The organism is Paenibacillus sp. FSL F4-0236 (assembly GCF_038000135.1).
Taxonomy (GTDB): domain Bacteria; phylum Bacillota; class Bacilli; order Paenibacillales; family Paenibacillaceae; genus Paenibacillus_AQ.
Genome location: NZ_JBBOBK010000001.1, coordinates 4642846 through 4658379, shown reverse-complemented (window position 1 = coordinate 4658379; position 15534 = coordinate 4642846). Strand labels below are relative to the sequence as shown.

At 42.0% G+C, this 15534-nt stretch carries 11 protein-coding genes; 9 read left to right on the top strand and 2 right to left on the bottom strand.

Annotation, left to right across the window (positions count from 1 at the left end; genetic code table 11):
- Positions 1-2: 2 nt before the first annotated feature.
- From NSQ29_RS20860 to NSQ29_RS20830, 7 genes are all read left to right on the top strand, one after another.
- On the top strand, positions 3-1343 hold the full coding sequence (locus NSQ29_RS20860) for a response regulator transcription factor (protein WP_341125984.1): 1341 nt from the start codon (positions 3-5) through the stop codon (positions 1341-1343).
- 125 nt (positions 1344-1468) lie between these two features.
- On the top strand, positions 1469-3202 hold the full coding sequence (locus NSQ29_RS20855; protein WP_341125983.1) for an extracellular solute-binding protein: 1734 nt from the start codon (positions 1469-1471) through the stop codon (positions 3200-3202).
- An 89-nt stretch (positions 3203-3291) separates the two neighbouring features.
- Positions 3292-4182 carry an ABC transporter permease gene (locus tag NSQ29_RS20850; protein ID WP_339269438.1) on the top strand — a complete coding sequence of 297 codons (891 nt, stop codon included), beginning with the start codon at positions 3292-3294 and terminating at the stop codon, positions 4180-4182.
- A gap of 9 nt (positions 4183-4191) precedes the next feature.
- Positions 4192-5085 (top strand): carbohydrate ABC transporter permease, encoded by an 894-nt coding sequence (locus NSQ29_RS20845; RefSeq protein WP_341125982.1) that lies wholly within the window; start codon positions 4192-4194, stop codon positions 5083-5085.
- 52 nt (positions 5086-5137) lie between these two features.
- The gene (locus tag NSQ29_RS20840) at positions 5138-6421 is read left to right on the top strand and encodes a Gfo/Idh/MocA family protein (protein WP_042185725.1); all 1284 of its coding nucleotides are present in this window, start codon (positions 5138-5140) and stop codon (positions 6419-6421) included.
- Positions 6418-8079: a DUF4091 domain-containing protein gene (locus NSQ29_RS20835; RefSeq protein ID WP_341125981.1), complete on the top strand. Its 1662-nt coding sequence runs from the start codon at positions 6418-6420 to the stop codon at positions 8077-8079. Before NSQ29_RS20840 ends, NSQ29_RS20835 begins: the two co-directional genes overlap by 4 nt.
- 30 nt (positions 8080-8109) lie before the next feature.
- Positions 8110-9858 (top strand): glycoside hydrolase family 35 protein, encoded by a 1749-nt coding sequence (locus tag NSQ29_RS20830; RefSeq protein WP_341125980.1) that lies wholly within the window; start codon positions 8110-8112, stop codon positions 9856-9858.
- Positions 9859-10050: 192 nt separating this feature from the next.
- On the opposite strand, the gene NSQ29_RS20825 is transcribed toward NSQ29_RS20830, so the two are convergent.
- Positions 10051-11205, bottom strand: a complete 1155-nt coding sequence (locus tag NSQ29_RS20825; RefSeq protein WP_341125979.1) for a response regulator — start codon at positions 11203-11205, stop codon at positions 10051-10053.
- An 86-nt stretch (positions 11206-11291) separates the two neighbouring features.
- Positions 11292-14378: a hybrid sensor histidine kinase/response regulator gene (locus NSQ29_RS20820; protein ID WP_341125978.1), complete on the bottom strand. Its 3087-nt coding sequence runs from the start codon at positions 14376-14378 to the stop codon at positions 11292-11294.
- Positions 14379-14502: 124 nt separating this feature from the next.
- Here NSQ29_RS20820 and NSQ29_RS20815 point away from each other — a divergent pair, with 124 nt between their 5' ends.
- Together NSQ29_RS20815 and NSQ29_RS20810 are read left to right on the top strand one after the other, a co-directional pair.
- Complete coding sequence (locus tag NSQ29_RS20815) at positions 14503-15063, top strand: RNA polymerase sigma factor (RefSeq protein ID WP_042185733.1); 561 nt, start codon at positions 14503-14505, stop codon at positions 15061-15063.
- Positions 15060-15512: an anti-sigma factor family protein gene (locus NSQ29_RS20810; protein ID WP_341125977.1), complete on the top strand. Its 453-nt coding sequence runs from the start codon at positions 15060-15062 to the stop codon at positions 15510-15512. Before NSQ29_RS20815 ends, NSQ29_RS20810 begins: the two co-directional genes overlap by 4 nt.
- Positions 15513-15534: the final 22 nt, after the last annotated feature.

Below are 15534 nucleotides of genomic sequence, written 5' to 3'. Positions count from 1 at the left end.
TTATGTATAGATTACTAATCGTAGATGACGAGCCTGTGATTGTGAATGGATTAGTCCAACTGTTTCAGGATAACTCAGAATTTGAACTGGATATACGAAAAGCTTACTCCTCAAGCGAAGCTCTTGAAATTGCTAAGAAAACGAAATTGGATATTTTGGTTAGCGATATTCGTATGCCTCAGAAGAATGGTCTCCAGCTCGTGGACGAAATCGTCTATTATTGGCCATTATGCCGAGTGATTTTCCTTACAGGATACAGTGAATTTGATTATGTATACGAAGCGATTCGTAAGAATGTGGACAATTACATTCTGAAAACGGAAGGAATTGAACCTATTTTCGAAGCTGTGAAGGCAGCAGTCGACAAGCTAGACGAGGAGAACCGTCGTAGACTTCAATTGGAGAAGGCACAAATGCACTATCAAATCGCTAGTTCCTTCCTAAAGAAAGAGCTGATGGAGCGGGTGCTGAGCGGGGAGTCTATTACTTCTATACTCAATAATGTACGTTACAAGGATGTAGAGTTCGGCATTGCATTAGATCGTCCTTCGTTCTTTCTTGTTGGTATCTTGGATCGACTAGATGATCCTAAATTTAAAATGCCTCCGTCTGTTCAGCGTATTTTCCATGATCACCTGCCTACATCTATTGCATGTGAAGAAGTGATTTATGATGATCGTGTATTCATATGGCTGCTTCAACCAGATGAAGGATTGCTGAATCGCTTTCGTAGTGGCTATCCAGATCAAGGGGTGAATTGGCCTGGAATCGTTGCTTATATGAGAGGGATATTAGAGCCTGTACAGAATGAGTGTGATGAGCTGCTAAGTGTCTGCGTTTCATTCGGAATATCGGGGGATTTACTTAACCATTGGGAATCAATCCATCTTCAAGTTGAAGCAGTGCGCTCTATGATTCTTAAGAGAGCTTTATTAGGTCAGCACATGCTTATCTTAGACCTTGAGAAACTAAGTCAACTTGAGGATACGATGCACAAAGCTGGAGGAATCGAGCAGGAAGATTTCAAGACGCTAATCATCGAACAAATTCACCAATTTGTGCAGGAGAACCTATCTGGGGATCTATCGCTTACCTCAATTGCTGCAGAGGTGCATCTTAATCCGTCCTATTTATCTCGTTATTATAAACAGACGACAGGACAAAATTTATTAGAGTATATCCAGTCGACGAAGCTGCATGTTGCTCTGCAGCTGATGAAGAATACAACTCTGAAATTAAATGAAATCGCCATCCGGGTCGGTTTTGAATCACCATCCTACTTTACAACATTCTTCAAACGCAAGATGGGTTTATCTCCACAGGATTATCGGAATTCAAAATAAGTAAATAAAGTGAAAGTGATGTAAAAAAAGTGAAATTGAAAGCGGTTTCCTCTGTGACTAAAATAATAACTAGGAACACTGATTAACAACAAGAATTGCAGCAAACAAAGGGGGGAAGCGTTCAGATGAAAAAAATGAGACCATGGAAAATGATTTTGTCAGTAACGATGATTCTTTCATTATTGTCAGCATGTGGAAGTCAAGGGGATGGAAATGCGAATGCACCATCTACGCCTAAGGAAGAGACTACGAATAGTGCGACAGACAGCGCCACAGCACCTGATCCACTAGGGAAATACCCGGAAACGGTCACTGTTACAGAAATACTAGGATATAATCCACCAGAAGATCCAAGAACTCCAAGCGGAATAACACCGGAACAAAATGCCTACCTGAAAGATCTCAAAGAGATGATGAATATTGAAGTGAAATACAAATGGACCGTTCCCTCTGCCCAGTTTGAACAGAAGTTCTCGCTTGCAATGGCATCGGGGGATCTACCCGATGTGATAGAAGTTGATCAGAAGAACTATGAGAAACTTAAAAAGCAAGATATGCTTGCTGATCTGACAGATGCTTATGCACAATATGCGTCACCAGCTCTTAAGGCTTATATGGACTCAGATGGTGGATTCGCGATGAAAACGTTCAGTGCGGATGGTAAGCAATTAGGTATTCCTGCATTTGAAGATCCCTTCTTATCCACGCAGCTGCTATGGATTCGTCAAGATTGGCTTAATAATCTAGGTTTACAGGCACCGAAGACGATCGATGAGCTTGAGAAAGTTGCACAAGCATTCACACATAATGATCCAGATCAGAATGGTAAGAATGACACCTATGGTATCGCCATGCAAAAGAATCTCTTCTTTTGGGGATTTGATGTCAGAGGTTTCTTTAATGGATTCGGTGCTTATCCTTCCGTTGGTGATAAACAATCGGCTTGGATTAAAGGCGGCGATGACAAATTGTTACCGGGATTGATTCAGCCTGAAGTGAAGACTGCACTTGGTAAGCTACAAGCATGGTATAAAGATGGAATTATTGATAAAGAGTTTGCACTAAAGGATGAGAATAAGGCTGTAGAAGATCTGACTGCAGGTAAAGTGGGTATTTCCTACGGAGAGTGGTGGTATCCGAACTGGCCGCTTAACTCCAGCGTAGACAAAGATCCAAAGGCGGATTGGATTGCAATTCAGCTTCCAGGGATTGATGGTCCAGCTAAATCACTCGTTCCAAAAATCCGCAGCAACAAAATTTTCGTTGTGAACAAAAAGATGAAGAACCCCGAAGCAGCGATTAAGATGCTCAATTTCTACATCGAAGTTGGTAATAAGAAATACAAGGATAAGAACAAAGCGGCAGATGGCTATGTATACAACTGGTTTAACCCACGGATTGCCAACCCTGTTGATATTGATACGATTTACAGGGAAGTAAACAAAGCGCTCGATGCTAATCAGACTGAAATTACAATAGACGATGCAAATTATAAGACCGTTGCGGATACTTTCAAAGCGACTAAGGACTTCCTGGCAGGCGACACATCTAACGCTACCAAAGGTGTAAACTGGGGTCAATATTATAGCCGGGCTGCAAAAGACGGTGGCTGGGGCTTAACACGACAAATTAAAGAAAATCAACAATTTGTATACAACGAGTTTTACGGTCTTCCTACACCAACAGTAGTGGAAAAGGGCGGTCAGCTGGATAAGTTGATGCAAGAGTCCTTTACCAAGATTATCATGGGTGGTTCTCTTGATGATTTCGATAAATTCGTGGATAGCTGGAAGGCACTTGGCGGTAATGAAATTATCGATGAGGTCAATGAATGGTATAGCACGGAAGCTACGAAATAAATCATAGGGACAAGAAAGCGGGTGAGGTGAGTCGGGTGAGCCGACTCACCTCCCGTTTTAAAATGAGTAAGTTGGTGAGGAGGGCATCTATGAAATCACTGAAGAAAGAATATCCGCTTCATATCATGTTAATACCGGGTGTGATTGTTACACTGATTTATGCCTACGGACCGATGGCCGGCCTGGTTATGGCGTTTCAACAGTTTGAGCCGTTATCCGGTTTTTTTAAATCTGATTTTGTGGGATTAGATAACTTCCGTTATGTATTTAATTTACCGGATTTCAAGCAAGTACTTTGGAATACGCTAGTCATAGCTATCATCAAAATGGTATTGTCTCTGCTTGTCCCGCTCATTCTAGCTCTATTATTAAATGAGCTTACTAAGAAATGGTTCGCAGGTTTTATTCAATCCGCCATTTTCCTCCCGTTCTTCCTTTCATGGACTGTCCTTGGGGGTGTCATTATTGAATTATTCTCTCTCAATGGACCTATTAATGGCTTAATTTCCTCTATGGGCTTAGAACCTATCATGTTCATGCTTGATAATGGTTGGTTCAGGGGGATTATCATTGGCTCGGATGTCTGGAAAGGCATGGGCTACAATATGATCATCATGCTTGCTGCCATCACAGGAATTAATGCGACGCTGTATGAAGCGGCAGAGGTAGATGGTGCAGGGAAATGGAAGCAAATGCTTAACATTACGCTTCCAGGTATAGCACCGATTATTATTTTACTTAGTGTATTAGGTCTCGGTGGTATTCTTAACGCAGGTTTTGAGCAGATATTGATTATGTATAACCCGACTGTATATGCAGGCGCAGATATAATAGATACATTTGTCTATCGATTGGGGATGTTCAGCCAACAATTTGGACCTGCGGCAGCAGTGGGTCTCTTTAAATCGATAATATCTTTATTTATGGTATCAACAACTTACTATGCAGCGTACAAATTTAACAATTACCGCATATTCTAGGAGGTGGAGATGGTGCTACATAAACAATCATTCAGCAGAAAGTTATTTATCGTGTTCAATACGCTGTTGTTAACTTTCATTACCATACTCGGCATTATCCCATTTGTACACTTACTCTCCATCTCACTTAGCTCGAATACAGCTGCGATGGCTGGAGAAGTGAAGCTTTGGCCCGTCGGCTTTTCCTGGGATGCTTATGTATATTTAGGAGAAAAGGTAGAGTTCTTTCGTTCCTTGGGAGTCTCCGTAAAACGAGTAGTGCTCGGTTCAGTAGTTAACTTGTTTCTAGTATTTATTACTGCTTTTCCGCTTTCCAAATCGAATGATCAGTTTAAATTTAGAACCGTATATGTATGGATATTCGCGATTACGATGTTTTTTGGAGGCGGCTTAATTCCGACGTATATCATAGTGAAGAATACAGGCTTAATCGATTCCATTTGGGCGCTTATCTTACCAGGTGCATTGAATGTATGGAATATGGTTCTGATGCTTAACTTCTTCAGATCTATTCCAAGAGAATTGGATGAAGCGGCTACGATTGATGGTGCCGGACATTGGAGAGTACTTTGGCAAATTTATTTACCGATATCCCTTCCATCCATCGCAACGATTGGGTTATTCACCATAGTTGGGCATTGGAACGCTTGGTTTGACGGTATCCTTTACCTGAATTCACCTGAGCATTATCCGCTACAGACCTATCTTTCTACCTTGATTATGTCTATCAATGCCCAGATGTCATCGATGTCCATTGAGCAGCTCAAGGTGATGGAGAACCTAAGTGAGAAGACGATCCGAACGGCGCAAATATTCATGGGCGCATTGCCAATTATGGTAGTGTATCCATTCTTACAAAGGTATTTCGTAAAAGGAATGACGGTTGGGAGTGTTAAAGAATAAAGAAATAGAGTACAGACATAACATAAAGTCTCATATGAAGGAGCAGATTGCGATGAAGAAAGTTACTGTTGCTTTAATTGGAGCGGGCCTGCGAGGAATTAATTATTCAGAATATGCGATTCAGCACCCCAATGAGCTTCAAGTTGTAGCTGTTGCAGAGCCGAATGCGAAGCGGAGAAATAAATTTAAGGCAAGACATAAGCTGGCTGATGATATGTGCTTTACTCATTGGGATGATTTTTTTGCCTCCCCGAAAGTAGCAGATGCGGTATTTATCTGTACCCAAGACAATCAGCATTATGTGCCAACAATGAAAGCACTGGAGGCAGGGTATCATGTACTATTAGAAAAACCGATGTCCCCTGATGCCAAGGAATGTGTACTTATGGGGGAAATGGCCTCTAAAGTGAATCGTGTCTTCTCGATATGCCATGTATTGAGATATACCAATTTCTTCTCTACGATCAAGGAACTGCTGGAAAGTGGTGCGATCGGACAATTGATGTCCATTCAACATAATGAGAACGTGGGTTACTGGCATCAAGCTCATAGCTTCGTAAGAGGGAATTGGCGCAAAAAGGATGAGTCCAGTCCGATGATTCTCGCTAAGTCCTGTCATGATCTGGACATTCTTTCCTGGTTGACAGATTCAGAATGTGTTCGAGTGTCTTCCTTTGGCTCACTGTCCCATTTCAAATCTAGTGAAGCACCGGAAGGAGCCCCGCTACGTTGCACAGATGGATGCCCAGCAGCAGATAAATGTCTCTATTATGCTCCTAATCAATATTTGACGGAGGATACGGATTGGCCTACATCGGCAATTAGCGATGATCCAAGCTATGAAGCTCGCCTGAATGCTCTTCAGGAAGGACCTTATGGACGATGTGTCTATCATTGTGATAATGATGTCGTCGACCATCAAGTGGTAAATCTAGAATTCGCTAATTCCGTAACTATAGCCTTTACAATGAGTGCGTTTACCAAAGATGTAAGTCGTACCCTCAAGCTGATGGGTACCACGGGAGAAATTCGCGGTGCGATGGAAAAGAATGAAATTGAAGTGATCCATTTTGGCAGCGGTAAGGTAGAGAGAATCTCGTTCGAGAATGCAGGTGGTCATGTTGGTCATGGCGGCGGCGATATGGGGTTAATCAAAGATTTTGTTAAGCTGGTTCGAGCGGAAGGAAAGATTCAGGGTCTTACATCAGCAAATCATTCCGTTCAAAGTCACCTTATGGCTTTTGCAGCGGAGCAATCTCGCATCGAGGGTAACAGTATTGTTCTGAAAGAATTTGCTCAAAGTGTCTGTAATGATGAAGAGGTGAAGCAACGATGAATGCTCCGCAGCCATTTCAGACGATGTTATTAAGTTCGTTGGTTAAGGTATTTGCTGATGAAGTGCCGAATCATGAACCCTATCACAGTGCAACCGCACTTGTCGGGGAAACATTTTCGTTCCAAGTCGCTTATACCTCAGATACACTTTTAAAGAATATTGAAGTAGAGATAAAGTCATCTCTTCCAGATCTAATATGTATAAGATCCGTTGGACTTGTTCCCTCAGAAATGCCTTGTTTCAAAAATCATGATGACGATGTGCTAAGAACTACGCCGGGATTATATCCAGATCCATTGTATACGCTGGATCAACAATCTATTTCATCGATCCCGGGACAATGGCGATCTTTATGGGTGGCGATAACCTTGGATGAAACAATGAGTACGGGGCTTCGCTCTATTCAGGTCCTCTTCCAATCATCTGAAGGGCAGATGTTAGGTAAATCGGATGTATTCGAGTTAACCGTTATCCCTGCAACACTACCGCCGCAACAGTTAATTCATACGGAATGGTTCCATGTGGATTGTCTTGCTACAAAGTATGGTGTCGAAGTATTTAGTGAAGCACATTGGGCCCTTATAGAACGTTATGCAGATACGATGGTTAAGCATGGCATGAACATGATCTTAACTCCGTTGTTTACACCGCCTTTGGATACAGCCATTGGTGGAGTACGTCCAACCGTTCAATTGATTTCCGTGACTAAAGCGGGAGATCGTTATGAATTCGGATTTGATCTGCTTACTCGTTGGGTATCGATGTGCCGCCGACTTGGCTTCAAATACTTTGAGTTCTCTCATTTATTTACTCAATGGGGTGCAAAATGTGCACCAAAAATAATGGTAACCATTCAAGGTGAAGATCAGCAACTATTCGGCTGGGATACGGACGCATCCTCGGCGGAATACCGTAGTTTCTTGGATCAATTTTTACCTTGCTTAGATCAATATTTGAAAGAGCAGGGAATAGACCAGCAAAGCTGGTTCCATATTTCAGATGAACCAGGAGAGGAACATTTGGAATCGTACCGAGCTGCAAGTGAGATCATTTATAAACATTTATCAAGTTATCCGATCATGGACGCTTTGTCCGAATTGGAGTTGTATGAACAGGGCCTGGTGAAAAGGCCGATTCCTGCGAATACGCATATTGAACCGTTCTTAGAACATCAGGTTCCAGACCTTTGGACGTACTATTGCTGCGCTCAAGGTGAACAAGTATCCAACCGGTTTTTCAACATGCCGTCTGCTAGAAATCGTATAATCGGGTTTCAATTGTATAAATTCGGATTACAGGGCTTCTTGCATTGGGGTTATAACTTCTGGTACTCGCAATATTCATTGAATCAGCAGCTGGACCCTTATCGTACGACTGACGCTGAGCATGCATTTCCCTCAGGAGATGCCTACTTGGTCTATCCGGGAGAAGAAGGCCCGATTGAATCCATTCGACTGGAAGTTCTATATGAAGGGTTGCAGGATTTGCGCGCACTAGAATTACTTGAGCAGAAAATTGGCAAGAAAGCAACGATAGCAATTATGGAAGAGGGTCTGAGTACATCGTTGACCTTCTCTGTATACCCGAGGGATCAGGGAACATGGCTCTTAGAGGCAAGAGAGCGGATCAATCAAGCGATAGCAAGTTATTCTACTTAAGTGATCATACCATTACGAGGTGTTGAGAATATGGCAACTTTTCATTATTCAGGATCTTCCTTTTATTATAACGATCAGGCGATACGGCTTATCTCAGGGGCCATCCATTATTTTCGGACTCTGCCGGAACATTGGGAAGACCGTCTTATCAAATTAAAAGCTTGCGGCTTCAATACGGTTGAAACCTATGTGGCATGGAATTTACACGAGCCGAAGAAAGGCCAACATAATTTTGAAGGTATGGCAGATGTAGTCCGGTTTATTGAATTGGCAGGAGATTTGGGTCTGCATGTCATCGTTCGTCCCGCACCTTATATTTGTGCAGAATGGGAATTTGGTGGACTGCCATCTTGGTTGCTAGCTGATTCGGATATGCGTCTTCGATGCTACCATAAGCCATTTCTAGATCATGTAGATGCGTATTATGATGTATTGCTCCCCAAATTACAACCACTGTTATGTACAAATGGTGGCCCGATCATTGCTATGCAGATTGAGAATGAGTACGGAAGTTACGGCAATGACAAGCGCTATTTGACTCATTTAAAAGACAGCATGATTTCCCGTGGGATAGATGTACTACTATTCACTTCCGATGGACCTGAAGACGCGATGTTACAGGGAGGTATGGTCCCAGGTGTGCTAGAGACGGTGAACTTTGGATCACGTCCAGTAGAAGCATTCAACAAGCTCCGTGAATACCAACCAGAGGCTCCAATCATGTGTATGGAATACTGGAACGGTTGGTTTGATCATTGGCGTGAGGAGCATCATACGCGTCCGGCTGAGGATGTAGCGAAGGTATTGGATGAGATACTTAGTTTAGGCGCATCCGTTAATTTCTATATGTTCCATGGCGGAACTAACTTTGGGTTCTACAACGGAGCGAATGGACATACGTTTGACAGCTATGAACCAACAATTACTAGTTATGACTATGATTCCTTACTGAGTGAATCCGGTGAGCCGACAGCTAAATATTATGCAGTTCGTGAAGTGATCTCCAAATATGTAGATCTCGGACCCATTGAGTTACCAGCTCCTGTCGCTAAGAGAGCATATGGGAGAGTAGAGATGAAGGAGCAGACTTCACTTACCGCAAACTTGAATCGTATTTCTGCACCTATTCACTCTGTATACCCTGAACCGATGGAGAAATTGGGTCAGGATTATGGCTTTATTCATTATAGTACGTTCCTTACAGGACCTCGTCCCAAAGATGAGTTCTTCATCCAGGATTTACATGATCGTGCATTAGTCTTTCTGAATGGAGAGCTCACTGCAACCTTAGATCGTGTAGAGCCAGAGGTGAAATTAGAGTTCGAGGTTCCGGCCGAAGGGCTGCATGTTAGTATACTTGTGGAGAATTTAGGACGCGTCAACTATGGTCCTTTTATGAGAGATTGTAAAGGGATTACTGAAGGGGTACGTTATGGACGGCAGTTTCTGTCGGAATGGACGACTTATACGTTGCCATTAACGGATTTATCTGGTCTGCAGTTTGAAGGTTTATTCAGGCAAGTGGAACCTAGTTTCTTCCGCAGCACCTTGGTTGTGGATGAACCTTGTGATACGTTCTTGAGCATGGAAGGATGGACTAAAGGCGTCGTGTTCATTAATGGGTTCAACCTTGGACGCTATTGGAATATCGGACCACAGAAAACAATGTATGTGCCAGGTCCTCTATTGAAACAAGGCAACAATGAGATTGTCATCTTTGAATTGCACAGCACTTCAGATACCGCTGTTACGTTCGTAGATCAACCGGAACTAGGATAATAGGGCATAGCTCTGCCAACAACATGTTAGAATTGCGGCTTATTGAACCATGTCTGAATTTGCTTCGGACAAGTTTGTTCAATCTTGCGTAATTCGCTAGCTTCGTTTAACTAGCTGTTTCAAACGCAGCAATTAATATATCGTAACAACAAAGACACCCGAATAGATCCGGGTGTCTTTGTTAAATAGAAACTATTTCTTGCTGCGTATTCTAAGGTTATGTAGTTCCCATTGTTCATACCAATCTTGAACAACGGCAGGAAGACCAATACTTAGATCGCCTTTCAATAATTCAGTCAGATTCTTGTATTGTTCTTCCACTGCGGATCGTTCCCCAATACTGTCGTAGACCTTCATTAATCCTAAATGTCCTTGTTCAAAATAGGGCTGAAGCTGTACTACCTTTTGATACACAGTGACAGCTTCGGGAACTCTGTTGTTGTCGATATAGAACTGGGCCATTCCCATAGCATGGTGTAGCCAAATGGTGCGCAGACGTTGTCGTTCGCCCTCCGCCCACAAATAATCGTAATCTCCAAAATAATCCCCTGAATAAAGCTCAAATAACCTTTGATGTTCTGCACAATTGTCCTCTCCGATGGATTCGAGTGCAAGAATGTTGTGCTCCCACTGGGCTGCATCGATTAGAAGCGGCCCGGTCTCAAGCGTATACCCTTCCCCGCCACTGACGTTGCTGATATGCAGATCTACCTCACTCTGCTTTAAACATTGTCGTACTTGATAAATGGTTGTGTAGAGATGGGTAGAAGCCTTTTTAAGGTTGAAATCTGGCCATAGTAGGTCAATCAGGGTATCTTTACTGACGAATCGATTGCGATTATGAAGCAAGAAAGCAAACAATTCTTGTGCCTTAGAAGTTCTCCAACGGAGATTGTTTAAAGGTTGTCCTCCTCGTTCAAAACGCAGCGATTGAAAACAACGAATCGTTAGTTCATGTGCTACCTCTGTGCTTTTTGGTGCAAACTTCAATCTGTCCTCCAAGCGTTGTACTGTTTTGAATAAACGGTCATGTCGCACGGGCTTCAAAATATAATCAATGGCATTTAACTCAAAGGCTTCCACTGCATATTGGTTATACGCGGTCACGAAAACGATATTAGCGTTTGGACACACCTCTTGTAGAATTGCGGCAGCTTGAAGTCCGCTCACTTCAGGCATTTCAATATCAATAAAAATAACGTCAGGCTCCAAGGCTGGAGCTTCTTGTATAGCTTGAACAGGATCTGTATAGGACGCGATGATATGAACAGCTTCCATTTCTTTTAACATGAATTCTAACTTTACGAGAGCAAGGCGTTCATCGTCCACTAATACTGCTTGAATCATTGTTATTTCACCACTCAATATAGTATTTTTTAGCAAAAAACAATAAACTCTTCTTTATTTTTCGGTTCATTATAGTCTGTCTGTGACTAGGTATTTTTGTGATTCATATTTCTTTTTTCAGAAGGGATTATGAAACTTACTGAAGTACCTAGCCCTTCCTTGCTTTTAATTTGCAAACCCTTAGCATAGACACGTAACAAGCGTTTATGTGTATTAAGAAATCCAATCCCTCTTGTTACATTAGACTGACTGCTCAGCAGTTGCTCGGAAGTCATACCTTTACCATTATCAGCGATTGTAATCTCGATGTCATCAGCTAGTTCTTTGATGGATATTGAAAGCGTACCTCCTTTGGAGCGGCTTAATATACCATGCCTAACGGCATTTTCAACGAGTGGCTGAATGGTCAAGGGAGGTAACTGAAAATGTAGATTTTCTGTTAACTCCCAGTTGATGGTCATCCTGTCCTCAAAGCGCTCTTTCTCTATGTACAGATAGGCACGGACAAGCTCAAGCTCGTGTTCAATCGGTATCATCGGCTCAGCGTTCAAGAAGTTAAAGCTTAAGCGTAAATAAGAGCTAAAGGCATCAATAAGGTGACCCATACGCTGTGTATCAAAAGATGCCAGAGCAGATATAGAATTTAATGTGTTGAATAAAAAATGTGGTTGTATTTGCGCTTGAAGATATGCTGCTTCCAGACGAAGCCGTTCATTTACGGACTGTTTTAAGTCTGTTAAGGAACGTACCCGTCCTCTTAGCTCCATAGCGTTCATGGGTTTCATTACATAGTCGTTCGCGCCCGAAACAAATCCGGTGTAGATATCTTCCGGCTGGCTACGTGCGGTCAGAAGTAGAATAGGAAGCTCAGCTATAGTAAAACGTTCACGAATTCTCTGTGTTAATTCATAGCCGGACATCTGGGGCATCATTACATCTGTAATGATTAAATCCCATTGATCAGTATCCAGTTTTATTAAAGCATCAATTCCACTGGTTACCGTAACCATTTCATAGTCTTTGATGGATAGTACGCTAATAAGGATTTTTAGATTAACCGGGTCATCGTCGACAGCCAAAATCTTAGGTCTTCTTCCATCCGTTGAAGTAGCAGATGTAGTGTTAAATACGGATAGACTAATATGAGATAGTTTGTCCGTGTATTCTGTCACTGTTGAGAATTCTAAATTGAATTTTTGAATGTTTGAATCGGATAGAGGCATAGTAAAAGTAAAAGTAGAGCCTTTGCCAAGTGAAGATTTTACGCTAATCTCTCCACCGTGAAGTTCAACTAACTGTTTACAAATACTTAAGCCCAATCCAATTCCACCACTTATTGCTGTCACACTTGAGTCACCCTGTTCATAGGGTTGGAAGGCTCTAAGCTGTGTTTCCTCGTTCATTCCAATGCCAGTATCCGTAATATGGATGCGCGCCACACCCTTATGAATATCCGCATGGACCCTAACTGAGCCTACACTCGTATATTTCACAGCATTTTGAAGCAGATTGAACAAAATCTGAATGAGTCTTTTCTCATCTGCCACAATAGAAGGAAACGAGTCGGGAATCTCCGAGATTAGTGTAATGTGCTTACCTTCCGTTAGGAACTTGAGCATATCGAGTACGCCAACAGCTACGGATTGAATGGGAACATTTCTTAACTGTAATTGAATGTTGCTCTCACGAAGCTGTGATTGATCTAGAAGATCGTTTATCAGTAAAGACATACGTCTTCCGACGGTAATTAGCAGTTCTAGATTACTTGCGTTCTGATGCATTAAAGAGTCTCTCTCACTGTCTAAGACGGTCTCAGCAATATTAATGATGCTATGTAGGGGGTTTTTCAGCTCGTGAGAGGTATTAGCTAGAAAATCATCCTTTTGCGTAACGGTTCTTTGCAGGCTTTTTGCCAGATTTTCAGTCTGTTTAGTATTCCAGAAATAGCGCTTAAACCCAAAAGTCGCAAAGCATAGAAAGGCAATAATCAGGTCGAAAGGATAATAGGTAACGTCAACCAGATCGAAATTTTTGAACAATCCCCAATGATTGCTGTTAATGATGGCTAGGATAGATAGCAATAGAAAAATAGAACCATCGTTGTTTTTAAGCGCAGATTTCAGAAAGAGAACTACAACTTCTAATGATAGAACGAATATATTGATGAAAAAAAGAAGCGTATATGATTCGTAATAGTGGACAACGGGACCGAGCAGTATGAAAAGGATATGTACCAAGGATAAGCTGGTCAGGATCCGAACGCTTTTAATTTTTAAATTATGGAACATTAGTTGCTTGCTTGTCAGTAAGATGAATATAAAAGCCATAATATTAGATATGATTAATAGTTTTAAGCTCCATTGGTAGTTTAAGGGAAGCATATGCAGCAAAAGCTTGTCATCATCAATGAGTACTGTAGTTATAGCGGAAATTACCAACAGAAAAAAATAGATCAACATCTTTTGCCGCGGACCAATGGTATATAATATTGCTGCATAGACGGCATGGAGTAGAAGTACTACACATAATAACAGTTGAAGGCCTATAGAAACGTTCCTCTGTTGTGTTAAAGTTTTTTCGTTACCAAATAAAATGGGTTTAAAAATACCGCCTGTATGAGCTAAAGAGTAGTTGGCTACATGAATCACAATTTCAATCTCAGTCTTATCCGTTGTAAAAGATACGGAGTAAGGTAATACACGAGCAACATAGTCTTCTTTATTGGCAGATGGAGAACCTGAATTTCCCAGTAGTTCACCATTGATATATATTTCCGAAGAAGTCCGAACCCCGGATATGAGTATGCCATAAGACTGCTTTTCGTTTTTATCTACAAGAATCCGTAACCGATAAGAGCCGTAGCCAAAAGCAGACTTTTCGCCATTATGAATGGCATCGTTCCACTGATCCGGGACTTGTATATATTTTTTAGGGGGAGCTTTGTTTAGAGATTCTTTATTGAAAGTGGGAAGCAGCGTATTAGGATAGAACTCCCATTGGCCTTTTAAGGTAAGGAGCTTGTCTTGATTTAAGTCTTTATTCCGTAAATCGAGAACTCCTTTGACTAATTGTGGTTGTATGGCATGAGGCGATGCCCAAACCCATAGGAAGCGAAATCCAGTAAGTATAGTAAGAAATAGCACGATAATTAGAAAGAGTTTTCGTTTAGTCATAGTAATTAAACATTATTCGACAAAAAACAATATATTCCTTTCACAAAAATATTTCAAAAATTTTAAAAAAAGTTACGGCAAAGTTGCAGGGGATTAGAATTGGCTGGCGTCTAACGTTATGTAGGTGAAGGAGGGGAGAAAGCTGGAAGAGAAGGAATGGATTTCTGCTGTGCTGAACGGTGAGCATCAGGCCTTTGGGCATTTGGTGACACGTTATCAAGGCATGGTATACAGAGTGTGCGTCAAGATTACTGGAGAAGCCGAATCGGCCAAAGATATGGCCCAAGAGGTTTTTATAAAAGCATACAAAGCGCTCCCCTCCTTCAGAGGACAATCTACCTTCTCGACATGGCTTTATCGGATAGCCTATCGAACCTGTCTGGACTGGAAACGGGCCAATGATAGGGAGTGGAGGCATCGGAGTGCGGCTGATTACACTGAGAATGATTGGGTAACATCTCAAACACCAGAGCAAGAGGTGCTAGAGCAGGAACAATCAGCTGAGCTGGGTGAGAATGTGAACAGCCTTGCGGAACCGTACCGGTCGGTCGTACAGCTGTACTATTTTCAACGAAATTCTTATCAAGAGATAGCGGAGCAAAAGGGTGTTTCCGTTAAGACTATCGAATCGCAGCTTTATCGTGCCAGACAGATGATGCGTAGACAAAGGGAGGAATTGCGATGAATTGTGCAATAGTGAAGGAATGGATGCCACATTACATTGACGGCCTACTGTCTCCAGATATGGAGCTGCGTATCCGGTTGCACATACAATCCTGTCCTGATTGCGCGCAGTGGCTGGAGGAAGCTAAGGAAATGTCCGCTCTTTGGTCAGAAATGGAAAAGGACAGTGAATATCAGCATGAACAGATGGACTTTCCAGATCTCGCAGCTGGTGTTATGTCCCATATCGAGCAGCTCGAAACAGGACGCAGAGAGCGAGCTGTTAAAGCGACAAGCGTAAGACGTCGTTATGCTCCTAGAACATCTTGGATGCATTATGCGGTGGCTGCCTGCTTGAGCTTCTTATTGTTACAGTTTGGCGTTTTTGAGAATTTGGCTTATGGGATTACTGAAATTAATGGTCATGTGTCGAATTCGGTGACCCAATGGTTTGGTGGTTTTAGAAAATAGTCATAAAGAGATTTATAAATAA